The sequence below is a fragment of the Paenibacillus alginolyticus DSM 5050 = NBRC 15375 genome, assembly GCF_000422905.1.
Taxonomy (GTDB): domain Bacteria; phylum Bacillota; class Bacilli; order Paenibacillales; family NBRC-103111; genus Paenibacillus_E; species Paenibacillus_E alginolyticus.
On record NZ_AUGY01000060.1, the window covers coordinates 18,768 to 44,868 of the forward strand.

Annotated in this window: 23 protein-coding genes; 4 read left to right on the plus strand and 19 right to left on the minus strand. The window is 44.5% G+C overall.

Going from position 1 to position 26,101, the window contains the following annotated elements; all coding sequences use genetic code 11:
• Nucleotides 1-14 precede the first annotated feature (14 nt).
• On the plus strand, nucleotides 15-449 hold the full coding sequence (locus G519_RS0124295; RefSeq protein WP_029196907.1) for a DUF3889 domain-containing protein: 435 nt from the start codon (nucleotides 15-17) through the stop codon (nucleotides 447-449).
• On the opposite strand, the gene G519_RS0124300 is transcribed toward G519_RS0124295, so the two are convergent.
• The 7 genes from G519_RS0124300 to G519_RS0124330 all read right to left on the minus strand — a co-directional run bounded on the left by G519_RS0124300 (nucleotide 444) and on the right by G519_RS0124330 (nucleotide 8,874).
• The gene (locus G519_RS0124300; RefSeq protein WP_029196908.1) at nucleotides 444-1,763 is read right to left on the minus strand and encodes a replication-associated recombination protein A; all 1,320 of its coding nucleotides are present in this window, start codon (nucleotides 1,761-1,763) and stop codon (nucleotides 444-446) included. The two genes, G519_RS0124295 and G519_RS0124300, sit on opposite strands and share 6 nt — an antisense overlap.
• A 129-nt stretch (nucleotides 1,764-1,892) precedes the next feature.
• Entirely contained in the window at nucleotides 1,893-3,428 is a 1,536-nt protein-coding gene (locus G519_RS44350; protein ID WP_244280208.1) for an MFS transporter, read from the minus strand.
• On the minus strand, nucleotides 3,421-3,975 hold the full coding sequence (locus tag G519_RS0124310; protein WP_029196909.1) for a PadR family transcriptional regulator: 555 nt from the start codon (nucleotides 3,973-3,975) through the stop codon (nucleotides 3,421-3,423). Before G519_RS0124310 ends, G519_RS44350 begins: the two co-directional genes overlap by 8 nt.
• Before the next feature lie 214 nt (nucleotides 3,976-4,189).
• Nucleotides 4,190-4,945 (minus strand): tRNA threonylcarbamoyladenosine dehydratase, encoded by a 756-nt coding sequence (locus G519_RS0124315; protein ID WP_029196910.1) that lies wholly within the window; start codon nucleotides 4,943-4,945, stop codon nucleotides 4,190-4,192.
• Nucleotides 4,946-4,969: 24 nt separating this feature from the next.
• Nucleotides 4,970-6,751: an aspartate--tRNA ligase gene (gene aspS / locus G519_RS0124320; protein WP_029196911.1), complete on the minus strand. Its 1,782-nt coding sequence runs from the start codon at nucleotides 6,749-6,751 to the stop codon at nucleotides 4,970-4,972.
• 105 nt (nucleotides 6,752-6,856) lie between these two features.
• Complete coding sequence (gene hisS, locus G519_RS0124325) at nucleotides 6,857-8,122, minus strand: histidine--tRNA ligase (protein WP_029196912.1); 1,266 nt, start codon at nucleotides 8,120-8,122, stop codon at nucleotides 6,857-6,859.
• Nucleotides 8,123-8,568: 446 nt separating this feature from the next.
• Nucleotides 8,569-8,874: a winged helix-turn-helix transcriptional regulator gene (locus G519_RS0124330; RefSeq protein WP_029196913.1), complete on the minus strand. Its 306-nt coding sequence runs from the start codon at nucleotides 8,872-8,874 to the stop codon at nucleotides 8,569-8,571.
• Between the two features lie 122 nt (nucleotides 8,875-8,996).
• On the opposite strand from G519_RS0124330, the gene G519_RS0124335 reads away from it, so the two are divergent.
• Nucleotides 8,997-9,389 carry a DoxX family protein gene (locus G519_RS0124335; protein WP_029196914.1) on the plus strand — a complete coding sequence of 131 codons (393 nt, stop codon included), beginning with the start codon at nucleotides 8,997-8,999 and terminating at the stop codon, nucleotides 9,387-9,389.
• A 461-nt stretch (nucleotides 9,390-9,850) separates the two neighbouring features.
• Nucleotides 9,851-10,153, plus strand: a complete 303-nt coding sequence (locus tag G519_RS44355; protein WP_051253645.1) for a hypothetical protein — start codon at nucleotides 9,851-9,853, stop codon at nucleotides 10,151-10,153.
• Between the two features lie 110 nt (nucleotides 10,154-10,263).
• On the opposite strand, the gene G519_RS0124345 is transcribed toward G519_RS44355, so the two are convergent.
• From G519_RS0124345 to G519_RS0124385, 10 genes are all read right to left on the minus strand, one after another.
• On the minus strand, nucleotides 10,264-12,210 hold the full coding sequence (locus tag G519_RS0124345) for an FAD-dependent oxidoreductase (protein ID WP_029196915.1): 1,947 nt from the start codon (nucleotides 12,208-12,210) through the stop codon (nucleotides 10,264-10,266).
• 205 nt (nucleotides 12,211-12,415) lie between these two features.
• Entirely contained in the window at nucleotides 12,416-12,589 is a 174-nt protein-coding gene (locus tag G519_RS50455) for a hypothetical protein (RefSeq protein WP_154669611.1), read from the minus strand.
• 74 nt (nucleotides 12,590-12,663) lie between these two features.
• Nucleotides 12,664-13,104 carry a D-aminoacyl-tRNA deacylase gene (gene dtd / locus G519_RS0124355; protein WP_029196916.1) on the minus strand — a complete coding sequence of 147 codons (441 nt, stop codon included), beginning with the start codon at nucleotides 13,102-13,104 and terminating at the stop codon, nucleotides 12,664-12,666.
• A gap of 35 nt (nucleotides 13,105-13,139) precedes the next feature.
• Nucleotides 13,140-15,326 carry a RelA/SpoT family protein gene (locus G519_RS0124360; RefSeq protein ID WP_029196917.1) on the minus strand — a complete coding sequence of 729 codons (2,187 nt, stop codon included), beginning with the start codon at nucleotides 15,324-15,326 and terminating at the stop codon, nucleotides 13,140-13,142.
• 196 nt (nucleotides 15,327-15,522) lie between these two features.
• Nucleotides 15,523-16,035, minus strand: a complete 513-nt coding sequence (locus G519_RS0124365; RefSeq protein ID WP_029196918.1) for an adenine phosphoribosyltransferase — start codon at nucleotides 16,033-16,035, stop codon at nucleotides 15,523-15,525.
• Entirely contained in the window at nucleotides 16,032-18,479 is a 2,448-nt protein-coding gene (gene recJ, locus G519_RS0124370; RefSeq protein WP_029196919.1) for a single-stranded-DNA-specific exonuclease RecJ, read from the minus strand. Before recJ ends, G519_RS0124365 begins: the two co-directional genes overlap by 4 nt.
• An 83-nt stretch (nucleotides 18,480-18,562) precedes the next feature.
• Nucleotides 18,563-19,516 carry a cation diffusion facilitator family transporter gene (locus G519_RS0124375; RefSeq protein WP_029196920.1) on the minus strand — a complete coding sequence of 318 codons (954 nt, stop codon included), beginning with the start codon at nucleotides 19,514-19,516 and terminating at the stop codon, nucleotides 18,563-18,565.
• A gap of 65 nt (nucleotides 19,517-19,581) precedes the next feature.
• Nucleotides 19,582-20,508: a protein translocase subunit SecF gene (secF, locus tag G519_RS44360; protein ID WP_036633707.1), complete on the minus strand. Its 927-nt coding sequence runs from the start codon at nucleotides 20,506-20,508 to the stop codon at nucleotides 19,582-19,584.
• Nucleotides 20,498-21,733 carry a protein translocase subunit SecD gene (gene secD / locus G519_RS44365; protein ID WP_036633708.1) on the minus strand — a complete coding sequence of 412 codons (1,236 nt, stop codon included), beginning with the start codon at nucleotides 21,731-21,733 and terminating at the stop codon, nucleotides 20,498-20,500. The genes secF and secD overlap by 11 nt, the downstream gene beginning before the upstream one ends.
• 97 nt (nucleotides 21,734-21,830) lie before the next feature.
• Nucleotides 21,831-22,181, minus strand: a complete 351-nt coding sequence (locus tag G519_RS0124385) for a post-transcriptional regulator (protein WP_084160316.1) — start codon at nucleotides 22,179-22,181, stop codon at nucleotides 21,831-21,833.
• A 164-nt stretch (nucleotides 22,182-22,345) separates the two neighbouring features.
• Between G519_RS0124385 and spoVB the strand changes: the two genes are divergently transcribed.
• A complete protein-coding gene (gene spoVB, locus G519_RS0124390; RefSeq protein WP_029196922.1) occupies nucleotides 22,346-23,911 on the plus strand; it encodes a stage V sporulation protein B in 1,566 nt (521 codons plus the stop codon).
• Nucleotides 23,912-23,919: 8 nt separating this feature from the next.
• Here spoVB and G519_RS0124395 read toward each other — a convergent pair whose 3' ends face one another.
• Together G519_RS0124395 and G519_RS0124400 are read right to left on the minus strand one after the other, a co-directional pair.
• Entirely contained in the window at nucleotides 23,920-24,636 is a 717-nt protein-coding gene (locus G519_RS0124395; protein ID WP_029196923.1) for a DUF421 domain-containing protein, read from the minus strand.
• A gap of 108 nt (nucleotides 24,637-24,744) precedes the next feature.
• Nucleotides 24,745-26,085, minus strand: coding sequence for an ArsB/NhaD family transporter (locus G519_RS0124400; RefSeq protein ID WP_029196924.1), 1,341 nt, complete (start codon nucleotides 26,083-26,085; stop codon nucleotides 24,745-24,747).
• Nucleotides 26,086-26,101 lie beyond the last annotated feature (16 nt).

Genomic DNA, 26,101 nt, shown 5'->3' on the forward strand with positions numbered 1-26,101 from the left:
AAAGGTGTGAGTGAATGGGTAGAATCTTAGCCGTATTTCTCATTATTTGGGTTGGTTGGTCCGGAAGTTTTCATGCAAGAACTTCAAGTACAGAAGCAAGTACTGAAGCAAGCATAGAGACAAGAATACAGACAATTTCCGAGACTGGTTCTGAGATGATTTCGGAAGAAATTTTAGTAGAACATAAGCCTGTACATGACCCTGAATATGCCAAATGGAGTCGTCTTGCCTTTCAAGAGGCTGGAAGACTATATACTTTATTAGATTATAAATATTTAGGGCGTTCCACTGTCGCACCAGGTGTTGCGCAGCAGCAGTTCCGCTTCTGGGTAAGGGATCATGGTGTCGAATTTCCGCTGATTGTTTCGATTCGGTACGATCCTATTACGGAGAAGATTTTCACAATCGATATGGAGCAAGAAAAAAGAGAGAACCTACGGATTTTATAAACCAGTAGGTGTCCCTCTTCTTTTATGCTGATTGAGCTTCATTTTTTCTTCTGTCCCCTGCTCACTAGCTGCAAAAATGATCTCATTTCGAATTTCGTCAGGCAAGTACTGCTGCTTCACATAGTGTCCAGGATAATTGTGCGGATACATATAGCCTTTATGCCCAAGCTGATCAGCACCTTTATAGTGCGTATCACGCAGATGAAGCGGTACATTCGCAGATTTCACTTGGTCCATCAACTGTTCCGCGCGAGAGATGGCCATCGGTATCGAATTTGACTTTGGACTCTCCACAGCGAATAAAATTGCCTGGGAAATGATGTATTTGGATTCCGGCCAACCAATCTTATGATAAGCGTCCATGGCCGTTACGGACTGCACCATCGCCTGCGGATTGGCAAGGCCGATATCTTCACTGCAAGCGACGATTAGACGGCGCAGGAACGTCATAGGATCCATGCCGAGCTTCTCGACGGCATACAGGAACCAGAACAGCGCGGCGTCACTAGAGCCGCGCACACTCTTGTGAAAAGCGGACAAGACGTCGTATTGCGTCGACTCGTCCGCTTTCACGATTGGGCGGCGGATTGACTCTTCCGCCACCTCGAGCGTAATCTGAACCGTTCCATCCGGTTCAGGCGAAGTCGTCAGCGCTGCAAGCTCCAGCGCGTTAAGCGAACGGCGGATGTCCCCACCCGCCATCCGCGCAATGTGCTCCAGCGCCTCCTCGTCTACGTGGAGGCGCATGAAGCCGAGCCCCTTCACGGGGTCGGCGATGGCTCTTCGCATGGCGATGAGCGCATGCTCCGCCGTGAGGGGCTCGAGTTGAAACAGCGTCGAGCGCGACAGCAGAGCCCCGTTCACATGGTGAAACGGGTTCTCTGTCGTCGCACCGATGAAGATGAGGATGCCCTGCTCTACCGCAGGCAGCAGCGCATCCTGCCGCGAGGTGTTGAAGCGATGCACCTCGTCCAAGAACAAGGTCGTCTTACGACCGTACATCGCTTTATTGGTTTTCGCTAGCTCGATAATCTCTCGCACATCTTTGACCGAAGCGTCCACGGCGTTCAGCTTCATGAACTCACCTTGTGTTCGGTTCGCTATAATGTTGGCCAATGTTGTTTTTCCTGTGCCCGGAGGTCCATAGAGCAAGATTGAGGTCACTTGATCGGCCTCAATCGCACGTCTCAGCAGCTTTCCTTTTCCGACGATTTGCTCCTGCCCAATATATTCATCAAGCGTTGCTGGCCGCATGCGATCAGCTAACAGCTTCCCTGCTGGTTCTTGTGAAGAAGCATATGTAAACAAGTCCATAAGTAGTTTATCCTTTACTTTGCATTGAAAGATATAAACACTATTATAACCCGCATATGAGATCATGTCATGTTTTGTCAGTAAAAGAACCCCCTGATACGAAACCAGGAGGATCCTTCTTGACACCATTTATATAGACTGAGGAGTTGCCTTTTCATTCTGCGGTTCCGGACGCTGGACAGGTACCGTGAAACGAAGAGGTCCTGCTATGAATGCAGCCGTTAGTCCGACAATACCGAACACGATACTTATGATAAAACCATGATTAATCGCAGTCCCCAGTGAATCTCGGAGGAAATCCATCGTTTCCTTAGGGAGCGCGGCTCCAGTTCGGATCAGATGTTCTGGATTAGCCAAAGTCGATAATTGATTAAGAGGCATGTTGTGCTCGGCTGCGCCTCCTTGAATAAGACTGTTGTATCTCGTGTTGACGACAGTCGCCATAATCGAAGCCCCGAGAACCCCTCCAATATTACGCAAAAAGCCAATGATGGAAGAACTGACACCGATATATTTGTGATCTACGCTGAGAGCAACTGCATTCTGAGCAACACTCATTAACGGACCAATCGCCCCTACGCCAAGTATAGCCATCAGAGTAATCATATACAGATTACTTGCGTCATGACTGACTATAGTTAACAAATAGCTAATAACAATACCCGTAATCATACTGGACGCAATAACCGCGCGGAAGCTAAAGAAACGTTGAAGGAAACCGAACAAAACTGCTCCCACCATTAAAGAAAACATCATCGGGCTCAAAAGTACATTGGAATTCGCCCGACCTAGTACGGCTGTTGAGAAAATAGGCAAGTAAGCAATTGCCGAGAACATGATCGCTCCTTGGCAGAGGCAAGCTAACATCATGCCGAGAACCATTCGGTTTTTGAATAAGGGTAAAGGCAGCATGGGTTCTTGGGCCCTGCGTTCAACCATAATGAATAAGAAGCCTACAACAACAGCAACAGCTAACAGACTAATAATTGGCCAGGACGCCCATGAATAATCTTTACCACCGAACTCTAAAGCGAGCATAAGTGAAACAGTTGAGATAATGAGTAACAATGTTCCTAAATAATCAATTTTCGGACGACGAGTCGAACGAGTTTCCTTAAGAGCAAAAAGTAAAACGAAAAACGATAGTATACCCAGTGGTAAATTAACATAGAAGCACCAGCGCCAACCCCAAGTTTCAGCGAGTAATGTACCAATTTGCGGTCCCGCTACGGATGACAGACCGAATATCCCAGCGAATACCCCTGATAGCTTAGCCCCCTGCTTGGGATCTGAAAAAAGTGTATAAATAATGGTGAAACTTATGGGAAAAATAGCTCCTGACCCTATCCCTTGAATCGCTCTATATACGATCAGCTGCGTCATATCCTGGGCCGTACCGCAGAGTGCCGAACCGATCAAAAATATGGAAATTCCAATCAAATAAAAAAGCTTTCTGCCAAACATATCCGACAACTTTCCGAAAACAAGCATCGTGCTCGTAGACGCTAGCATATACGCTGTGAATACCCAGCTAATCTTATCAAAACCATTAATGTCGCCTATGATATGACTTATTGCAGCCGCCGTAATTGTATTATCGAGCGCAGACATCAACAGCCCCAAAGCCATTGCCAGTATGATAAAACCTGTTTTTTTATTACCCACTGTCGTTTTTCCCCTTTTCCATTTTTAAATGACTCAACCGTTCTATTCCGGCCATTAATGTTCGCAGCGTACTTTCCATATTTTCGATACCAATTTGAATACAAAGCTCCTGAGTTTGAGACATTAATGACTTTGACTTACCGTTCTCATACATCTTCTTCAAATGCTCAAGATCATCTTTCGTACTCGATACACTATTTTCCAAATATTCAATAATGACCTCGACCTCAATAAATTCACCAAAAAACAAGCGAGTCATCGCATCAGATTTGAATTCATTGGCTTGCATAGGACTGTACATGTAGGCTTTGAAATGCTTTTGGCCTTCCTCCGTGATGGAGTAGACATTCTTATTCGGTCTTCCCTCTTGGATAACACTTTCCTTCGTAATGAGACCTTCCTTCTCCATCTTGCTAAGCGTAGGATAAATCGTGCCAAAACTGGCATTGTAAAAATAGGAAAATACGGTCTCAAACATATTCTTGATGTCGTATCCCGATAAAGTGCGCTTCATTAAAAGACCTAAAATGACATCCTGACTAGTCATGCTGTAAGTCCTCCTTCTTTCATGTTGTGCTTCTTTATTAACAATTTAACAGATTATATATATCGAGTCAACATATAAATTATTGATATATAATCATTCGATATAGTATCCATTGATTTATCCTTTGTTGTTCCTTTTGCTTCGTCTGAGCCACCTAGGCTTTGTATTATAAAATAAAAAACGGATGCCCGCGTTTTCTTGGGCATCCGTTTTTCTATTTCTTCTTCAAACCAATTTCCAATAGTTCTTTCACAGCCACACTCACCATGATCAGTCCAGCCACAGGCGGGACAAAAGCATTGCTTGCCGGCGGTTGTTTCGCCTTGCGAATTTCAGGAGCATTCGCAGGAACGATTTGCTGCGTTACGTCCTCGCGGGGTTTCATCGGCTCTTCGGTCGAAAATACGACCTTCACGCCTTTTTTGATCCCTTCCTTACGCAGTTTTTGACGCACCACACGCGCAATTGGATCCATGCTCGTTTTGGAGATATCCGCTACTTTGAACTGTGATGGATCCATCTTGTTGGCTGCGCCCATACTGGATACGATAGGAATCTTCCGCTCTAGACACTGTTTAATGAGATGGATTTTGTAGGAAATGGTATCACTCGCGTCCAGCACATAATCGATTGGATATGCGAATACTTCCTCATAAGTTTCCTCTGTGTAAAACATCCGTAGGGCGATGACATCGCATTCCGGATTAATTAATTTGATTCGATCACGCATCAGATCAGCTTTTGGCTGTCCGACCGTTGTCGTAAGCGCATGAATCTGACGATTAATATTCGTGATGTCGACAACATCTTTATCAATCAGAATAAGACGTCCAACCCCAGTACGCGCTAGTGCTTCAGCAGCGATTGAACCAACACCGCCAATGCCTAGTACGGCCACTGTGCTATTTTTCATGATTTCAAGGCCCTCAGGACCAATCGCTAGTTCAGTTCGTGAAAATTGATGAAGCATCGAAACACTTCCTCTTCTATGTTCTTAGGCTTTAGCAGCAGGCTGCTTAAGCGCTAAGCGAATCGACAGTTGTTCAAGCTGTTTGTCGTCTACTGTACCCGGCGCATCGGTCAACAAGTCTGTTGCGCTTGCTGTTTTCGGGAATGCAATCGTTTCTCTAAGGTTCGTGCGGCCAGTGATCAACATCACCAAACGGTCAAAACCAAAAGCAAATCCGCCGTGCGGAGGTGTTCCATATTCAAAGGCTTCAAGTAGGAAGCCGAATTTCTCAGCAGCTTCTTCTTTGGAGAAGCCCAGCGCACCGAACATTTTCTCCTGTACTTCACGTTGGTAAATACGCATCGAACCGCCGCCTACTTCATATCCATTCAAAACAAGATCGTATGCTTGTGCACGAATTTGACCTGGGTCTGTATCGAAGTAATGAACATCTTCTTCATTAGGACGCGTGAACGGATGATGCTCAGCTACATAACGTTTGGCTTCTTCGTCGTACCCAAGAAGTGGGAAATCCACAACCCAAGCATATTTGAACTTCGAGTCATCGATAAGGCCAAGCCCACGACCGATTTTCAGACGAAGGTTACCTAGTACATCAGCTACAACTTTTTTCTTATCAGCGGAGAACAGAAGTAGATCCCCTTCTTCTGCGCCCAAACGCTCTGTTAAAGCAGCGATTTCAGCTTCATTGAAGAATTTAACGATTGGCCCTTTGAATTCGCCGTCTTTCACTTGAATCCATGCTAAGCCTTTGGCGCCGTAACGTGCTGCGAATGGCAAGAGGTCATCAATTTCTTTACGACTCCAAGTGCCGCAACCTTTAGCGTTCAAAGCTTTTACTTGACCGCCGCCTTTAACGACGTTCGCAAACACTTGAACACCTGAAGTTTCAACGATATCAGAAACATCTTCGAGTTCTAGACCAAATCGCAGATCCGGTTTATCCGAACCATATTTCGCCATGGCATCGGCATACGTAATACGTTGGAATGGACGCGGGATTTCAACTTGAGCTGTTTCCTGCATTAATTTGACTACAAGCTCTTCCAAAATTTCAAGCAGTTGATCCTGAGAAATGAAGGAAGTCTCAATGTCGACTTGTGTAAATTCAGGCTGACGGTCTGCACGAAGATCCTCATCGCGGAAACAGCGGGCGATTTGGTAGTAACGCTCCAAACCACTAACCATCAACAATTGTTTAAAGATTTGCGGAGACTGCGGAAGTGCAAAAAATTCGCCCGGATGCACGCGGCTTGGGACCAAGTAATCGCGAGCGCCTTCTGGTGTGCTTTTCGTCAAGATCGGTGTTTCTACTTCAACAAATCCTTGATCATCTAAGAAATTACGGAATATTTTAGACGCTTTGGAGCGAAGCATCAATGTTCTTTGCATTTCCGGACGACGCAGGTCCAGATAACGATATTTCAAACGAACGGCTTCATCCACATCTACGCCGTCTTCGATGAAGAACGGAGGAGTTTTGGCTGCATTCATAATTTCGATTTCAGTCACCTGAATCTCAATTTCACCCGTTGTAATATTTTTGTTAATCGTTTCGGCATCACGTTCTACAACTTTCCCTTTAACTGCAAGAACGTATTCATTACGAGCACGGTCAGCAATGGCAAGTGCATCCCCTGAGAAGTCTGGATTAAATACGGTCTGTACAAGCCCGCTGCGATCGCGTAGATCGATGAATAGAACGCCACCTAAGTCACGTCTTCTTTGCACCCATCCGTTTAGTGTTACTGTCTGTCCAATCTGAGCCTTTGTAAGCTGCCCGCAATGATGTGTTTTGAGCATCATGATATGTTTTCCTCCTAATATAGGGATCTTTGAGCAGAGCTCAAAGTCTCTCCTTTGTTGGGATCTTTGAGCAGAGCTCAAGTCTCTCCCTTTTTCCTATAACTTCTATTCGAAAAGTGTCTTTGCAGCGTTTGAGGCAAGATCGGCTAAGCTCACAGTCAATTGACTGCCCGTATCCATCTTCTTCAGCGTAATTTCGCTGCGCACCAATTCGTCATCTCCAAGAATCGCCACATAAGTAGCTTGAAAGCGGTCTGCTGATTTCATTTGTGCCTTCATTTTACGCCCTTGGTAATCTTTCTCCGCTTTCAGCCCTTGTACTCTAAGCTGGTGGAGCAGCTTCGTTACTTCCTTTTCCGCCGCGTCTCCTAGCCCGATCAAATAGACATCCAACGGCTCTGGCTTTGGAATTTCGACACCTTGCGCCTGCAGTACGAGCAAAATACGCTCAAGTCCTAGACCCAAGCCAACTCCTGGCTGATCGTTACCATGCCCGCCAATCTGCTCAACTAGACCATTGTATCGTCCGCCTCCGCCAATCGTATCAATCGCGCCGATCCCGGCTGCTTTGTACTCAAAAGCTGTATGCGTGTAGTAATCAAGACCCCGAACAAGGCGCGGATTAATCCGATACGGGATTTCCATCGCTGTCAAATGCTCTTTCACAAGCGCGAAATGCGCTGTACATTCTTCATCCAAGTAATCTAAAATTTCTGGAGCGCCCACGCCATACTTTTGATCCACTTTGCAATCAAGAATGCGCATCGGATTCCGATCAAACCGGGCCTGACAATCTTTACAAAGCAAATGTTTCACAGGTGCAAAGAACTCCTGCAGTTTCACACGATAAGCCGTTCTAACCGCTGGCGTGCCAACGGAGTTAATTTCAACCGTTACTTCCTTAAGACCAATTTCTTTATAGAACGTATACCCAAGAGCAATCACTTCAGCATCAATGCTTGGATCAACGGACCCGAAAGCTTCAATGCCGAACTGATGGAACTGACGATATCTCCCAGCTTGTGGCTGCTCATAGCGAAACATAGGTCCTACGTAATAAAGCTTCGTTAAATCCGGAATCCCATAAAGCTTATTCTCGACATAAGCCCTAACAACACCGGCTGTTCCTTCGGGACGAAGCGTCATGCTGCGGTCCCCTTTATCGAGAAAGGTGTACATTTCTTTGCCTACGATATCCGTCGTTTCTCCGACGCCTCTAATGAACAGATCGGTTTCCTCAAATATCGGCGTACGGATCTCTTTGTAATTAAATCTTTGGCACAAGTCTCTCGCTTTGCTCTCTAGGTACTGCCACTTCTCCACCTCACCGGGAAGAAGATCTTGTGTGCCTTTTGGCTTTTGAATGCTCATGTGCTGGGCCTCCTCTTATCTGTCGTTCCTGTCAAATAACAACAAAAAAATCTCTCACCCCCGACTAACGTCAGGGACGAGAGATTTGATTATCAAATTCACCCGTGGTACCACCCACATTCAGAAATGCTGCTATCGTTTGCCATAGGCACCGAAACAGAATTCTGCTCTTTACGGTTAACGCCCGCTACACGCACAGCTGCTACTAGGCAAGTTGACATCAGCCAATATGCATTTCCCAGCTCGTCCTCGGGGAGGTCTTTTCGTTCGCTCATCATAGGAAGCTTGCAGCCTAGACTTCCTTCTCTGCTAATGTGGGGGCGACTTACTTTGTCCCTTCAACGGATCACAAAAGTATCGAATTACATTATTGTTTATTGTAAACATTGGCAGATACAAAGTCAAGAGATAGAGGTACTAATCCTCGTATATCTCCACTATATTAGTTAATGTAAGTCCGCCCATTTTTGCAACTCGTCCATAACGGGTTTTAGACCTTTTCCTTTTGGGGTTAATTCATACTCAATCCGAACCGGCGTTTCTGGGTATACATGACGGATGATGATCTCCGCAGCCTCGAGCTCCTTGAATCTCTCCGAAAGCATACGATCGCTCATACTTGGGATGAGAACTGATATATCTTTAAAGCGCTTCGGTCCAGAAAGCAAGACATGAACAATTAATCCAGTCCAACGCTTTCCTAGAAGTTCAAAAGCATTCTCGAATTTGGGACACAGTTGATAGTCTTCCATATAAATCATCTCCTTATAAACAATTTTAGCATAGTCGCTTGACAAAAGTAAGTGCTTCGTAATAATATACTAACATAAAGTAAGTTGTTAAACAAAATATATTAAATGAGGAGTTGTTAGTAATGGCGTTAGGTCTTCTTATTATTCGTTTAGTGATCGGTTTATCATTCGCGGCGCACGGTACACAAAAAGTCTTTGGATGGTTCGGTGGCTATGGTCCTAAAGGTACGGGAGGTTTCTTCGATTCTATTGGAATCAAACCAGGTGTGCTCATGGCTGTTCTTGCAGGTTTGGCGGAAATTGCAGGTGGGCTGCTCTTTGCCGCTGGTCTTTGGACCCCATTAGGTGCTGCCCTTATCGTTTTAATTATGCTTGGTGCTATTATTAAAGTTCATGCCAAAAACGGTTACTGGGTAACTTCCAATGGTTTTGAATACAATTTAACACTGATCGCTATCGCCGTTGGTGTTGCACTTATCGGGGCCGGTGAATATTCCTTAGATGCTTTGATGTAAAAATAATGCTAAGCCGTCCAGCTCATGCTGTGACGGTTTTTTTGTATAAAAAAACCTCTCAGCTGCCGATTACGGCGTGTGAGGGCTGGGTTGAGGGATGAGAAGGACGTTTACGACTTCTCAGCTGGCTTTCGCTGGCGCGCGCTTCGCCAGAGCGTTAAAAAAGGCGCAAGCTCCGCTCACCCCAAAAGCAAAAACATATAAATGCTTATATGTTAAGAAAATAGCCTGCAGCACAAGGGCTGCAGGCCTCAAATAAATATATATTTTAAAGGGGGTCGACTTTTATTATATCCGCTCTTGATTAAAGGGATATGAAAATTAAATTACAATTTCATTACAGCAATTTCTCCGTATTTTCAATCATTTTCATTTATTTTCACCGTATATTCAGACCATTTTCACATATACATGTACAACAAGGCAGATGGCCTTGAATTTATCATCAGGAGGCTGTAACAATGACAATACAAAACGAGTTTCAAGAGGAACGGCAAGATCTAGTGGTGCTCTTCTCTGAAGATTCTGAAACCGAAGCCGAAGTTCAAGAAGAAGAAGAAGTAGTAGCTGAAGAAACAGCCGAAGAAGAGGCCATTGAAGAGTCGGTTGAAGCTGAGGAAGCGGAAGAAGAAGCATCTGACGAGGAAAAAGTAGAAGCTGAGAATGTGTCCGAGGAGGATGCCGAAGCGGAAAGTGAAGAATCAGCCGAAGAAGATTCGGAAGATTCCGTGCAAGCAGAAGAGGATGCTGCGGACGCAGACTGAACAAGGTAAGAATGTAAGCGCAGTCACAAAAACAAAAACTTCCTTAGCTTCGAAAAGTTAAGAGCCCTAGTGCCACATCTTTAGCGGCATTAAGGCTCTTATTTGTTGTTCTATGGCTTACCTGTTAGGCCAACTTTTAAATCTTTAATTAGCAAATACGTGTCTGCATTCGTTAACTTTTGCTTGTCAGTAATAAGTTTAAGGGTTACTTCCGTGAGCAGCTTATTTTCCATTAACTTGGATTGCGCTTCAGTAGAGGCAGCTTTCAATCCTAACGCTTGTGTGATGGTATAACTGGCCTGTTCTAGTGTCAATGGTATTTTATCTGCGTTTTGCAGATTCGCAATAGCCTGATTGACATCTCCGACCCAGGCATCAGGTTTCATTTTCCTCGCGCCGCTGACGAGATTAACCATCCGCTTTGGATTGGCCGCGTCATCCAAGTGAAAGTTATTGTCATAGGCACCTGAAGCTAAGCCCAGCATAAGTGCGGATTTCAAACCTTCATAGGATTTATGCTCCATAAAAGGTTGAGGCTTAAGCGCAATTGGCTGAAGCTCCATGCCTTGTTTAATCAAATGCTCCTGCAATTTGGCAATTTCTTCTTTGGAGCCAGCTAGTTGACGGAATGTCATTTTTTCTTGCTTAGCGAGCATAGCAGCAGCCCCGGCCGCTTCACCTTCAGCCATCCCAGTTGGCATTACTCGAGCACTCCCGTGCGGAAGCGTATCGTAACTAGCCGCTCTACCAACAACAAGCAGTCCATCCACTTTCAGCGGTACAATACTGCGGAATGGTATGGCATACTGTTTCGGTTTACAAACCACATTACCCGAGTCCGTCGGTGATATCCTTTGAATATCTACGGGATAAGAACCAAAACCAATGCGGTCCCACTGATCATTGTTCGTGCAAACATCAACAATGTTCAATCGGTATTCCCCTTGCATATGACGCGTTTCTCTCACATATAGCTCTGGAGCTGTTCCAGCAAGCTCGAGACTCGAGAACTCTGGAAATGTCTTCTGCATATAGGCAACGACATTAGGCAGTTCCTTTTTGCCGATCTCAAATGCTTCTTTCACAGATTCAGGATCAAACGTATCCACACCAAAAATTTGCAAGGAATTAATAAGTACTGTATTATCATTTTCTCTTCCCATATTGAGCCCTCTCATTTTGGCTCTATCTTTGTTCAGAGGTGGATAATTGCTCATTTCTTTATACCCATAAACGCTTACTTCCGTTACACCTGAACCATCATCATTATCGCCATTCAATCTCTTGGCCATTAAGCTCCACACTTCTGGTGTTACGTTTTTAAGACGAAAAGCCAGTGTCACAGCCATTTTAGATTTCGGATCACCAATATCCTCATGCCCCATTGTGAACGGAACGCCTGCTGCTGCAGCGAAGTCTCCATCCTGAGTAGCGTCTATCACAGAGGAAGCTTTGACGACTTGGGTGCTTCCGTTCTCAAGGGTAATAGTAGCACCTTGTACAACATTTTGACCCTGTGCGAGAAGAGGATCTACTTTTCTAGTTTTAAGCAAAACGTCAATATTTTTCTCATTTTTAACTAAGTCATTGAAAGCATTCGCAGCCGTATTGACATCGAACGAATCACCTTCAACTTTGGCATACCATTCTGAGAAAATTCCTTTATTAAACACATCGTCTTTCCCAAGGAGGTTTTTATTCGGCGAATAGTTCATATCAAGGGAATTAATCCAACCAAGCGTCATCAGCCCCCCTAGGATCTGACGATTCCGGCCGTCAACTAGCAACGTACTGAGTCCATTGCGAGCAGCCGAAACGGCAGCAGCAACCCCCTCAGGGTCCGTACCCACGACAATGACATCGTACGCATCTTTGGCTTTCTTTACTGATTTCACTTCTTGAATAGCTTGCTTAACTGAGCTATGTTCACCATGTGAAAGGTGTTTATATTGATAGTAGAGTGATGCAGCTGCTGCGAGCACCGCAAGTACAATCAATGTCCCCATCAACCAAAGCCATCCTTTGGATGTGGATTTGTTACGATTCGAATTTGCCATTGGAACGAAAGCACCCACCTTGTCTCCTGCTTTTTATACGCTTACCAGGTATAGGCTTGATAAGTTTCTTCGGAGCAGTTGATTAATTTCTAGCCAAAAAACATCACATGTTAGTTTATCACATTTCGATCGTGTAGAGAAATATTGCGGAATTTAACAAATAAAGCCGCACATGGCTGAACGAACAGCATGCGTGGCTTTATGGTTACCGATAGGATTTTTTGGGAATGCTTTTCATTTTTTCTTGTTCAGATGTGAATTCTGCACTAATTTCTACATCCGCGAGCGCTGGTGCTTGACTCATCCGCTCAGCAAGTGTGGTATGGAGCAGTTGCTGCTCTGGTGCCGTCATGGCTCTGTGTTTGATCGATTGACGCATCTGGGTGCTCCTAACCGCTAGTATATACACATTAAGTATAACCAGTCAGCTAGTTTATTATCCTTCAAAGCAACCTATTTGCTGTCGATAACCAACGTAACAGGTCCCCAATTCGTCAAAGATACATCCATCATTTCGCCAAAAACACCCGTTTCCACGTGTAGGCCTAGAGACCTTAACAGCTCATTAAACTTATCATATAGCGGCTCAGCAAGCTCTGGTCTTGCCGCTGACATGAAGTTGGGCCGCTTCCCTTTGCGGCAATCGCCATACAAGGTAAACTGCGAAACGGATAAAATTTGTCCTCCCGTCTCCAAGACGGAAAGATTCATTTTGCCGGTTTCATCTTCAAAAATACGCAGCCCAGCCACTTTATCTGCCAAATACTTCGCATCCTGCTCAGTATCGTCATGGGTAATTCCGACTAGGAGCATCAAGCCTTGTTCAATACGACCAATGATTGTATTATTGACAGTTACTTCAGCACGTTTACAACGTTGTACAACTATTCTCATTGCCTACCTTAATCTCCTTAACTATATAACATCGGCTAGCTTTGCATAATACGCTGAACAGAATAAACATCTTTGACACGTTTAATTTTCTCAACAACGGACTGCAGATGGTCTATATTTTTGATTAAAATGGTCATATGAATCGTAGCCATCTTGTTCTTATCGGATCGCCCGGATACTGCTGAAATCATCGTTTTGCTTTCTGAAACAGCCTGGAGTACTTCGTTTAGGAATCCACGGCGGTCATGACCAGTGATTTCAATCTCGACATTGAAATTGGATTCAACCGCTTCGGCCCAATCGACCTCAATGACCCGTTCCTCTTCTCCCATACTCGTAGGAATGTTCGTACAATCAGAACGATGCACCGACACGCCGCGGCCTCTTGTGATGTATCCAATAATCAGATCGCCAGGTACCGGATTGCAGCAGCGAGCGAAGCGGACAAGCAGATTGTCGACGCCTTTGACACGGACACCGTTGGTTGGACGGCTTTTGCGCTCGGATGATGTCGGCGCCTTGACCTCCTTGACCTCACTAGTCAGCTTCAGCACCTGCGCTTCTTCGGCTTCCTTACGCAGCTTCTCCGTTAACTTCGTACATATTTGTGCAGCTGTAATACCGCCAAAGCCAACGGCTGACAGCATATCTTCAATATCGCTAAAATTAAATTTCTTCGCGGCTTCAAGCATTTTATCGTCGCTCATCAACGTCGGTGGATCGATCGCCAATCGTTTGAGCTCGCGCTCAATCATGTCTTTCCCTTTTTCGACGTTCTCTTCACGCTTCTCTTTCTTAAACCATTGCTTGATCTTACTTCGAGCGTGGGAGGATTGCGCGATTTTAATCCAATCCTGACTAGGTCCGTAGGAATGCTTAGAAGTCAGAATTTCAATTATATCCCCCGTTTTCAACTTGTGGTCCAAGGGAACGATCCGGGAATTTACTTTAGCACCAATTGTGCGATTACCTACTTCAGTATGGATGCGATACGCAAAGTCTAGCGGCACCGAACCGGCTGGAAGCTCGATCACTTCCCCTTTTGGCGTAAAGACGAAAACAAGGTCTGAGAAGAAATCCATCTTCATGGATTCCATAAATTCAGAAGCGTCATTGGTCTCGTGCTGAAGCTCCAGAATTTCACGGAACCAGCTCATTTTATCCTCGAAAGTGCCCGAAGGTACAACAGATCCGCCTTCTTTGTAGACCCAATGCGCAGCGATACCAAACTCTGACGTCCTATGCATCTCCCATGTGCGAATCTGTACTTCTAACGGCTCTCCCTTAGGACCAATCACCGTCGTGTGCAAAGACTGATACATATTCGGCTTCGGCATCGCGATATAATCTTTAAAACGTCCAGGCATTGGTTTCCACAAGGTATGAATAATACCTAAAGAAGCGTAGCAGTCCTTGATGCCATCGACAATAACACGAAGTGCCATGAGATCATAAATTTCATTGAATTGCTTGCCGCGGGAGCTCATCTTTTTATAAATACTGTATAGGTGCTTAGGTCTTCCGGAAATATCTCCCTGAATGCCCATTTCATCCAGTTTTTCTTTGATGCTGTGAATAACGTCCTCAATATATTGCTCACGCTCTGTACGCTTCTTCTGCATGAGGTTAACGATCCGGTAATACTGCTGCGGATTCAAATAACGGAGGGCAATATCCTCCATCTCCCACTTAATCGTAGAAATACCGAGCCGGTGCGCAATCGGACAGAAAATCTCCAGCGTTTCCTCCGCAATACGGCGCTGGCTCTCTTCGGACTGGTACTTCAATGTGCGCATATTGTGCAAACGGTCGGCCAGTTTAATGAGAATTACACGAATATCCTGCGCCATCGCGACAAACATTTTGCGGTAGTTCTCGTTCTGCTGCTCCTCTTTGGACTTAAACTTGATCCGTTCCAGCTTCGTCAAGCCATCCACAAGCATCGCACAAGTTTTCCCGAATTTATCTAGAACAGTTTCCAGTGAAACTGTTGTATCTTCAACGACATCATGCAGAAGCGCAGCAATCACGGATGTGACATCCATCTGCATGTTCACCAATATATCTGCAACAGCGAGTGGATGCAGAATATAGGGCTCACCCGATTTGCGCACTTGGCCATGATGGGCTTCATCCGCGAATTCATAGGCCTCCCTAATCCTCTGCAAATCATTCTCTTTCAGATAGGTGGCGGCCTTCTCCAGCAGCTGCTCTATACCCATGCATCTACCCATTCCCTTTAATCGATTTTTATTCATTATGCCTGCAAGGCAGGCTCCACGTCAACTGTTCGCTCCATGCATTCGACAAAAAGCGGCATTTTCTAGCAATTCACTGAAAGTATTCCTCAATATTAGCTTTCATTGTATAAAAAAGAATCGAATACTAACATTCGATTCTGGGCTTAATGATTCAATTTTAATATTGAACTAAGGAAACGACGTCAATCCCATTAAACTTACTTCTTCCGTCCAAGTAGGATAACTCAATTAAGAATGCAGCCCCTACAACTTCTCCGCCAAGCTGCTTAATCAAGTCGATCGATGTTTGAATCGTTCCACCTGTTGCAAGTAAATCATCCGCAATCAGTACCTTTTGACCTGGTTTAATAGCATCTTTATGCATAGCTAATTTATCCTTGCCATATTCAAGAGCATAGTCAGCCTCAATCGTCTCGCCAGGCAATTTGCCACTTTTACGAATTGGAATAAAGCCTATGCCAAGTGAATAAGCGAGAGGAGCTCCAATTACGAAGCCACGAGCTTCGGGACCCGCAATAACATCGATTTGTTTCTCTTTAATTAATGCTTTCATTTGATCGATAGCTTCTCTATAAACTGGCCCATTTTGCAATAACGTTGTGATGTCCTTGAAACGAATGCCTGGTTGTGGAAAGTCCGGGATAACTCGAATGTGTTCTTTGAAATTCATATAATTTCCTCCAAAATGTGATTTTCTTTTTTTATTTGATCAGCGATCCATTCCTCCAGCTCTTTGGCTGAGGAGTACATGACAATGGATTCAACTTCCTGGCGATGCAATCTATGTTGATACAAGCGGGATGCTGTTAAATCTCTCTTTGCCGGTGATGCATGCAGTTTAACGAAGCCGCCTTGTTTTTCAACAAAACCAAGCTCCTCAAAAACGGATAAAATAAATTGAATCATTGCAGGAGAAAGCCCTGATCGTTTACTAAACGAGGTCATTAATCGTACATCCTGAACATTCAGCGATCCTTCTTTTTGCAAAGTGCCGTACAGCATTTTAAACATGTCTCGAGATGGCAGGGTACTGCCGCTGTCAGGCCCAAGCTCAGCAAATACTGGATAACAGCGCATCATTCCACTGGCTTGATGAATGACACTTTGCAAGCTAGCAACGCTTCGCGGGATCGTGTACAAGATAATATCCTGCATGTTAGCAAATTCCAATTGTTTGGCTGATTCGTTACCTGGCCGTAATTGTTCATTATCTTGAACGACCCAATAAGGCACTGAATCACCTAGTTGAAACGCTGTTGAAGTGAACAATGCCGCATCTGCTTCGTCGAACAGAACGATAGCTGGCGTGAGTGTGTGGTTACCATTCCCCGCAGCAATCGTGTTCTGAAGGACGCTCAGCTTAGTGCTCAATTGACCTGCACCACGCCAATCAAACAGCTGCATGTGCGTTATTCGAAAATCCTGCATCATGATTTGGGGCTTCCGCACACCGTTCCACTCGTTGATTGAAAGCTCTCCTAGCACATCAACCTTAGCCGCAGGCGCGATCAACCCAGCCAAGCTTCCTTTGCCGAAACCAACAGCTTCCACTGAGCAGCTTACTTCTTCCTTCATCTGGGAGAGAGCTAGCTTGAGATGCTGTTTCTCCTTGCCCATCGTCCGGATATCACCGAGCGATAAATCGGTGAACATGAACCTCGGCGCAGGATTGCCCATACCGAAAGGCGCAAGCTTCTCTAATTGCTCAATACTTGCAATCGGAACATCAGCCAAGCTGCACGCCGCATCTGCTTTCAGAAGTGGGATGAAATCCTGTTCTGTTAGGGCAGCAGCTGCTAGCTCGTTTAGCTTATGAGTAAATGACTCCAGATGGCTGCTATTTAAACTCATACCCGCAGCCGCTTGATGGCCGCCATAATGGTCGAGCATCTCTTCACAAGCTGTTAGAGCTTTGTGCAAATCAAAGCCGGCAATCGAGCGAGCAGAGCCTTTGGCCATACCCGTCAGTGGATCTATACTTAGCACTAAGGTTGGACGGTAAAATTTCTCTACGATCTTGGAGGCGACAATTCCTACAACACCGACGTTCCACTGTTCCTTAGCGACAACTATCACTTTATCTAAACCCTTGGCTTGCTGCTGTTCAGCTAGAACAAAAGCTTCTTTCACCATGTCCTCAACGATAAGTTGACGTTCCTTATTAAGCATATCCAGTTCAAAGGCAATTTGCTCTGCTTCTTTCTCATCCGATGTTGTGAGCAGCTTCACCGCAATATCTGCGGCTTCCAATCGGCCGCTTGCATTAATTCTAGGCGCCAGCGAGAAGCCAATGTGAGATGCTGTCACTTCTTTATTTTCAATTCCGGAAACACCGATGAGTGAACGAAATCCTGCGTAAGTAGAATCCTGCATACGCAACAGCCCCTGCTTCACAATTAAGCGATTCTCCCCCGTGAGAGGCATCAAATCCGCAACTGTCCCGAGCGCTGCAAACTCCAACAATTCTTCAGGCAATCGATCTAATAAAGCATGGGCCAGCTTAAATGCAACACCAACGCCTGCAAGATGTTTGTACGGGTAAGGGCAGCCTGGCTTCTTCGGGTTAATAACGGCTAAAGCTTGAGGCAGAATCTCAGGAGGCTCATGATGATCCGTTACGATAATATCTAGGCCTAATTCCTGACAATAGGCTATTTCTTGAACGGCACTAATGCCGGTGTCAACGGTGATTAATAGCTTGACTCCTTGCTCTTTGGCTAATTCGATCGCAGAACGATTCAGCCCATAGCCTTCTCGAATGCGATGAGGGATATACGTATCGAAACGAGCGCCTAGCCCTTTTAACAAATGAGCCATCAATGAAGTGCTGCTTACACCATCTGCATCGTAATCACCATAGACACGTATGAATTCATCGTTCTGAAGAGCCTTTCGGATGCGTTCTACAGCTGGGAGCATCCCATCAAGCAGATACGGGTCAAAATAATAGTGGACTCCGCCATGCAAGAATTGCTCAGCATCTGGCACAGTGCGTATATCTCGAAGAACAAGCAGCCTGGCAACGAGCGGGTCTATCTGCAGCTCGCGCGCAAATGTTTCAACGAGCATTTCATCCGCATTTCCTATGCTCCATCTTGCCTTCGGTGCTAGCACTCGGTGTGTCCTCCTTAGAGTTTTGCTTTGCAAAACTTTCTTCATAAGCATAGTCTTAGCGTTTTGCTTTGCGATGCGCTTATTTAGTGAATAACGGATGGAAATTCATTTAACTCGGTATCCGTATTATTTTTGTAAGGATATCCTGCATCATATGGATTTACTTGAACAAAAACATCGGAAACATGATGGAATCGTTTCATCAACTGCTGTTTGATCTTTTTGGAGACTTCATGCCCTTCCCATACAGTTACCCTTGGGTTTACGCTAATTTTGATATCGACAACGACATAATGGCCATGTTCCCTTGCCTGCAAGTCATCGACGGTTATTACACCTTTAATCATCTGTACGGCAGCAATCAGTTCAGCGGCATCTTCTTGCAGCAGGACATAATCCTTTTTCGTATGTAAGGCTTCCTTAAGTAACGAATACCCCATCTTCAACACCATAAGAGAAATAAATAATCCCGCAAGTGAATCCAAATAATAAAGAAAAGATAGCTTTAGGTAATTGCCCATTAAAGCACCTAGCACACCAATAAGAGCTACAATAGAAGAGTATATATCGGAACGGTGTCCCCAGCTATTAGCAATTAATTCCTGTGATCCTAAACGCTTGCCTAACCTGTAGGTACATTGAAACATGATCTCTTTCACCAAAAGCGAAATCCCAATTGCAACAAGCGCATACACCTTAGGAGCATGCTCTACGTCGATCCATAGGGATTTGATGGTAGAGATGCCCAGTTCAACACCTAGGACTAGAATAACCATAGACAGCAGAACAGAAGTGATAGATACCTTCTTATCTTGACGATTAGGGTAAGCTTCTTGAGGCACCGCTTCTACTGTTCTTAATTTAATTAATGCTTCAACAGAACTTACTGCCTCAGATGCTGAATGTACCGCGTCAGCGAGAAGTGCTCTACTCTGCGACATAAACCCAGCAATAACCTTGAGACAGGCAAGAGCTACATTGCCGGCAATACCTACCCAGACAGTGAGTTCTGTCTTTTGAAAACGCTCGTCAATCACGCGGACACTCCCCCTGAACGGATACAAAGGCCGCGCAACATTCACGCGGCCGGTTATTATGGTTATTACGCTGCAGCTTTCTTTTTAGAACTACGCAAAGTTTTTCTTTTCAATAAATACCAAAGTGAACATGCAATGAAAATAGACGAATAAGCTCCACTTGTTAACCCGATTAATTTCGCAAGTGCGAAAAGTTTAATGGACTCACTGCCGAAAATATACAAACAGCCTGCGGCTAACAATACCACTAATACGGTATTGATATTACGCGCCATCGTCTGCCAGATACTTTCGTTGACCAATGCAACGAGATCTTCGTCCGTTTTGAGTTTAGCAAATCGCAGATTTTCACGAATACGGTCAAAAATAACGATTTTATCATTGATGGAATAACCGATTGTGGTCAAAACTGCCGCTAGGAACGGTAAGTTCACTTCAAAGCGGAAGATCGCAAACATAGCGATAACCATAAAAGCATCATGAAGTATGGCAATAATCGCTGCTACGGCAAAGCGCCATTCGAAACGAATACTTACATACAAACAAATCAGCACGCTGGAAATGGCAACGGCATATACCGCTTTAAGCAACAGTTCCTTCGCTAATTGTGGATCAACTGTGTTGATTTCTTTGGAAACCTCCGTACCATAAGCGGTTGCGAATGCTTTTTGGATCTTATTTACCGTATCATCATTCAGAACATCATCGAATCGAATGGAGACACGATCACTGTTGTTACCGCCGATTGTTGGATCCGCAAAGTTCGATTTTAAATCGCCATTCGTTGTAAGAGTATGCAAGATCTCTTCAACCTTGACCTTGTCTAGTTGTTTGCCAACGACAAGATCAATATTCGTTCCTGCCTTAAAATCAACACCGAAGTTCATGCCAGAGAACAGCATAACGGCTAGTCCAATCACAAGTAGAGCAATCGAAACGACAAAAAATTTATTGCGGTTTTTTACAAAATCAAACTTTTTCTTAGAGTCCACGAATGTCTGCCTCCTTCACACCGAAATAACTTGGCTTTTTCAGCAAGTTGCCCCGTATGATAAGATGCAGCAGCCATCTGGAGAACAATACGTTCGTTAAGATACTGATAATAATACTCATCATCGTAATAACCGCGAATCCGCGGATTGCGCCGTTTCCGACGTAATACAGAACAATACCGGCAATCAAATTCGTTACGTTAGCATCCATAATTGTACGGAAAGAGTGTTTCGAGCCTGATTTCAAAGATGAAAGAATGCTCTTACCGGCACGTATTTCCTCACGAATTCTTTCATAAGTAATAATGTTCGCATCAACCGCCATACCAGCTCCTAAGACTAGGGCCGCAATACCTGGCAGCGTCAGTGTTGCATTCATAAAGTCGAATATAGCCAGTAGAACCCATACATATGTAATCAGTGTAAAGGCAGCCACAAGGCCTGGTGCACGGTAATACAGTACCATGAAGATGAAGATTAAGATCGAAGCAATCAAACCAGCTCTAGCCGTTTGGTGCAGCGACGCTGTACCTAAAGTGGCATCCACACGCTGAATATATTTCTCTGTTAATTTCAACGGCATCGCACCCAAGTTAATCATCTTGGCTACTTTCGTTGCTTCCGCTACGCTCGTTTGTGTAATAATCGCCGAATCACTGTCAATAGGGAAATTAACAGAAGCCGTCGACTGCACTTGATCATCCAGGAAAATGGACAAGGTGCTGCCAACTAATTTCGTCGTTACTTCTTTAAATTTCTCTCTGCTTTTCATCTTGATTTCGACAATCGGTTGCTTCGTATTCGGATCGTAGCTTAATTTAGCCGCGTTTTCTACGAAATCTGTTCCGTTCATGTAAACCGTTCCATCCGGACCTCTAAAAGTAAGTACCGATGGCTTAGACATTAAAGCTCTAACTTCTTCCTCATTTTCCACACCCGCAAGACGTACACGAATGCGATCCGTTCCTTCCGGATAAACCTCAGGTTCAGCTACACCAAGGGAGTCAGCTCGTTTCGCAAGACTTTCTGCTGCTTGCGTAAGCGTTTCCTTCGTCAATGGTGCACCGGCTGCCAAAGGCTCTGCGGTGTATAAAATTTCAAACCCGCCTTTTAAATCCAATCCAAGCTTAATTCGTTCTACAAGTCTAGGGCTTGTTGCTCCGATCGCACCAAGAACAATTACAACCGTTAGAAAAAAGAACGATATTCTTTTCCAATCCACCATCTATTGCTTGTCTCCCTTCCATACTCAATATGCCTATTATACTCAGGTCTGAAAATCGAGTCAATTTAAGTCGTTTCACGAAAAAATAAGCCCATTTTTAGAATTGGGCTCCTTTATACATACTAATCGTCATCCAGTTCATGAACGCCGTTGATTTGAGCGACAAAATGTCATTTACGATTTGATGGAGTGAAGGGACACCCGTTTTGCGGTATTTGTCGCTAACGCAATCCCATATATCTTTCCCGCTCACATGTTCGTAGCCAAGCATAATAAATTCTTCAACTTTGCTTAAACATAAGCTTTCGATAAGCTCATTAAGTTCTATATCCGTAAGGGAAACCTCTTCTTCCTCAGAGTCTATGGACGCTGTCTCGTTAGCCTCTGCCTGCTCATTCTTCTTGTCCTCAGGATGATGAGGTACTTGCTCGTTATCTTCTCCGTTCATGGGGAGAACCTCCTAAGGTGTGATTTACCTTTACTCATTCGAATAATTCGCTGTTTACCCACCATTTTCCTGCCAAACTCAACCTGTCCACAAAATGTTAGCATGAGCTTGGCCAGCCCGCGCATAGTCATAGGATATGACACGTATCGGAAGAGGGAATGGCAGTGACCAAGCAGTCGTTTATTAGAGGCACGATGATCCTGTTAGCCGCAGGCATTTTGAACCGTATTCTTGGCTTCATACCTAGAATTACATTACCGCGTGTCATCGGTGCGGAAGGCATCGGTATTTATCATATGGGCTGGCCATTCTTATCCGTCATCTTAACCATTATAACAGGCGGAATACCTGTCGCAATTGCCAAGTTGATAGCAGAAGCAGAGGCTGAAAACAACGAAACGAGAATCCGCAGCATTCTGAGAATTTCGTTAGCCATTACCATCTCTCTCAGTGTTTTATTTACCATTGCATGTGTTGTGGGAGCATCGTGGATTACATCTCATTTATTAACAGACTCGCGAGTTTACTACACATTCCTGTGCATGAGCCCAATGATCCCGATCATCGGAATCTCTGCCGTGTATCGCGGCTATTTTCAGGGAAGACAGAATATGATCCCTACCGCTACTTCTCAAATTATGGAGACACTGATCCGTATTGTCATGGTTCTCGTTTGTTCGTATGTAATGATCCCCTACGGGATCGAATATGCAGCAGCCGGTGCAATGATGGGTGTCCTGGCAGGAGAAATTGGCGGCCTAGTCGTCCTAGCCATCCATTTCAAGTACGACAAGAAAACATCACTAAAAGCCCCTATCGCGCAAATTGGTTCGAATAAAACGAATGGCAGGCTTTCTAATTTTCGTAGAATTATGCGAATTGCAATCCCTATTACTGGAAGTAAATTGATTGGGGCAAGCTCCTATCTGTTCGAATCCATTCTGATTGCACAAAGTCTTGCGATAACGGGCATTTCAACTTCATTGGCTACAGCCCAATACGGCGCCTTACAAGGGATGATTATCCCCATCATACTTCTGCCTAGCGCTCTTACGATGTCACTGTCTGTCTCGCTGGTTCCTTCCTTAAGCGAAGCAGCCGCCCGCAAAGATATCAAAACGATTCACATGCGGCTGCATCAATCCTTGAAACTAGCTTTAGTAACTGGAGCTCCATTCGCTGTCCTTATGTTCGTTCTTGCTGAACCGATCTGTACGTACATGTACAATCAACCGGATGTAGGGGTCATGCTGAAGATGATGGCTCCTATCGCCATATTTATTTATTTCCAAGCTCCCTTACAGTCCACCCTGCAGGCTTTAAACAAGCCAGGAGCTGCTTTAATCAACACTTTAATCGGATCAACTGTTAAGCTTATTCTCATTTATTGGCTGGCCAGCAAGCCGGAAATGGGTATTCACGGCGCTGTTTTCGCCATCAATGTGAACATCGTTTTAGTAACGCTACTGCATTGGAGCAGTGTTGTACGCTTGTTGAAATTCCGTATGGAAGGCAGCGATTTCGGTAAAATTGGAGCGGCTATGGCGCTTTCCGGGCTTTGCAGTTACTTCGTCATGTATACGTCGTGGACTTCAACCGATTGGCTTCGTTTCATAACCTCTTTTCTCATAGGGTTTATCGTATATTTATTGTTCATCACTGTTTTTAGACTGATTAGCTTAAAGGATATAAGCCGCCTTATGCACATGGGCAAAAAAATAATACGCTAACGAGCAGCTTATCTTTTACGATCCAGAAACATCCGCCCTCTATGATCAATGGAGCAGTAAAACACTTCTTTAAAATCACGAGCACCTTTAGCTTGGAGTTGATTTTTTAGCCAAAATCTGGTTTTTCCTATTTTTTCCAAATTCTCATCCTGCACTTTACCATCCATAATCAGAGGCAGCGGAAGTCCTTCATAGCGAATCGTCTCTTTTATTCCATCATTGACTTCAGCTGTCTCAGGCTTTGTATCTTCCTCAATCTTTGTCTCTGTCTCTTTGACTTTTCGCTCCACTACACTTAATTTCCCCGAAGGTTCTAACACCGCGAACTCCACGTCTGCCACATTGATAATCTTATTTTGTCTTAGCTGCTGCATCAAATCATCTAAATTATATCGATGCTTCTTCATTTCCTCTCGGTTAATCAATCCCTTGTTGATTAAGACGCTCGGTTTTCCGTCAAAGAGAACTCGAACCGCTCTACTTTTTAACGTAATAAACGCAATCAAAATTTGGATGAGTACCAGCGTTGACATCGGGACTAGCCCATCCATGAGCGGTTTGTTGGTATCCTCAATAACAAAGACCGCAATTTCTGCAATCATGATCGAGATTACAAGATCAAACAGCGAAAGTTTGCCAATTTCTCGTTTCCCCATAATTCTTAACATGAGAAAAACGACAAAATAGATCAGCACGGTACGTAAAAAAATGGTCAGAATCTCCATTGTAAGCCTCCCCTGATTAAGCCCTTGCTCGTTCTCGGAGTTCAATGGTATTCTGACCGCTCATGCACTTCATCATGCAGAATTTACGTATTCAATTGTTGGCAATTCCTACAGAAACAACTTGAAATAAATAGTAGCTGTTATGAATAAAAGCAGGGAAATCGGAGCTGCCACGATAAAATAGCTGCGTTGAGTTAGCCCTCCCCCCTCCTGATCAGAAAGAGCGGCCGCATACATGCTTGTCATTGAACTTAGAAGAGTTACCCCGCTGCCAATAGCAGTTCCAACGATTAAGGACCACCATAATGATGAAACTGTTGAGATACCGGCTGCACTTTGCAGCATGCCACCCATATGATCTACGACTGGAATCATGGCAGCGGTATAAGGTATATAGTCCATCATGGCAGAGCCAAAGCCAGTAAGCCATAGCAGTAGAATGGATAAGAAGGGGATGTTTCCTTGACTGATTTCTAAACCTCTGGCTGCAATGAAGCCTGTAATCCCGGCATACGTTAAACCACCGACCATGATGAATAATCCAAAGAAAAATAGCAATTGCGTTTCTTTCAAGCCATGCCATACGGAAAGATAGTCTTTTCTTTTGACCAATTGGACTAGTTCTTTATAGTTTAATGCCAATAAGATCACTGCCCCGCACACAGCAATGTAAGAGGCCTTCCATCCCAAAACGCCTTGTAGCAACAACGCCAACACCGTAAGACCGGTTATTAAACAGCTGCCTGCAAGCAATCCTCGATCTGAAGCCAAATAAGAGGCGGGTTGTAAAGTAAGCAGCTCTCTTTTATACGATTCTGCGACAATCATCTTCTTCCCGTAAACCAACCATATCACGAGATATACGATCGCTAGCAAGATAATGACAAGTGGTCCGAGCTTTAGCAGCATCTCCCCCGTTGAAATGTTCTCAGCTGCTCCAATCATACGGTTAGGCAAATTCCCCATAAGGGTGGAAGCACCGCCAATATTCACAGATAAGAGAATGCTAATCAGAAAAGGAGCTGGGGATAATTTCATCATTTTCGTTGTCTTCAGCAGGATCGGCACCAGGACAGCAATAGCTAGCAAACCGTCCAAAAGGGCTGATATTATCGCTGAAAGGACTGACAAACTTAGTAGAATCGTGATGGGCTGTATTCGAAACTTTCGTAAGATATGAGCTGCCAAATAAGCGATAATTCCTGTTTTCTGAAAAATGCCAGAAATAACATACAAGCTTGTGATTAGCAATAGAACATGCCAGTTCGCGTATGTGGTAACAGCCTTGCCAAAAGGAACAATCCCCATAATTACCATTAGAAAGGCTCCGCCTAACGCTGTATACATCCGATCCCATTTCTCAATCAAGATACAAACATAAGCCGCGGCAAAAATGAGCAAGGCAATAATCGCTTGCCACAAAGCTGGACCTTGAGAAAATTCCGTCATAATTATTCACCTTCCC

What these genes read in the sequence shown, in the direction of transcription:
- aspS (WP_029196911.1), bottom strand. Translation starts at nt 6,751, where the DNA reads ATGATGCTCAAAACACATCATTGCGGGCAGCTTACAAAGGCTCAGATT.
- G519_RS0124400 (WP_029196924.1), bottom strand. Translation starts at nt 26,085, where the DNA reads ATGACGGAATTTTCTCAAGGTCCAGCTTTGTGGCAAGCGATTATTGCC.
- G519_RS0124335 (WP_029196914.1), top strand. Translation starts at nt 8,997, where the DNA reads ATGGCGTTAGGTCTTCTTATTATTCGTTTAGTGATCGGTTTATCATTC.
- secD (WP_036633708.1), bottom strand. Translation starts at nt 21,733, where the DNA reads ATGGTGGATTGGAAAAGAATATCGTTCTTTTTTCTAACGGTTGTAATT.
- G519_RS0124345 (WP_029196915.1), bottom strand. Translation starts at nt 12,210, where the DNA reads ATGGCAAATTCGAATCGTAACAAATCCACATCCAAAGGATGGCTTTGG.
- hisS (WP_029196912.1), bottom strand. Translation starts at nt 8,122, where the DNA reads ATGAGCATTCAAAAGCCAAAAGGCACACAAGATCTTCTTCCCGGTGAG.
- G519_RS44355 (WP_051253645.1), top strand. Translation starts at nt 9,851, where the DNA reads ATGACAATACAAAACGAGTTTCAAGAGGAACGGCAAGATCTAGTGGTG.
- G519_RS0124300 (WP_029196908.1), bottom strand. Translation starts at nt 1,763, where the DNA reads ATGGACTTGTTTACATATGCTTCTTCACAAGAACCAGCAGGGAAGCTG.
- G519_RS50455 (WP_154669611.1), bottom strand. Translation starts at nt 12,589, where the DNA reads ATGCGTCAATCGATCAAACACAGAGCCATGACGGCACCAGAGCAGCAA.
- G519_RS0124395 (WP_029196923.1), bottom strand. Translation starts at nt 24,636, where the DNA reads ATGGAGATTCTGACCATTTTTTTACGTACCGTGCTGATCTATTTTGTC.
- dtd (WP_029196916.1), bottom strand. Translation starts at nt 13,104, where the DNA reads ATGAGAATAGTTGTACAACGTTGTAAACGTGCTGAAGTAACTGTCAAT.
- G519_RS0124360 (WP_029196917.1), bottom strand. Translation starts at nt 15,326, where the DNA reads ATGGGTATAGAGCAGCTGCTGGAGAAGGCCGCCACCTATCTGAAAGAG.
- G519_RS0124385 (WP_084160316.1), bottom strand. Translation starts at nt 22,181, where the DNA reads ATGAACGGAGAAGATAACGAGCAAGTACCTCATCATCCTGAGGACAAG.
- G519_RS0124365 (WP_029196918.1), bottom strand. Translation starts at nt 16,035, where the DNA reads ATGAATTTCAAAGAACACATTCGAGTTATCCCGGACTTTCCACAACCA.
- G519_RS0124295 (WP_029196907.1), top strand. Translation starts at nt 15, where the DNA reads ATGGGTAGAATCTTAGCCGTATTTCTCATTATTTGGGTTGGTTGGTCC.
- G519_RS0124315 (WP_029196910.1), bottom strand. Translation starts at nt 4,945, where the DNA reads ATGCTTCATCAATTTTCACGAACTGAACTAGCGATTGGTCCTGAGGGC.
- G519_RS0124330 (WP_029196913.1), bottom strand. Translation starts at nt 8,874, where the DNA reads ATGGAAGACTATCAACTGTGTCCCAAATTCGAGAATGCTTTTGAACTT.
- G519_RS0124310 (WP_029196909.1), bottom strand. Translation starts at nt 3,975, where the DNA reads ATGACTAGTCAGGATGTCATTTTAGGTCTTTTAATGAAGCGCACTTTA.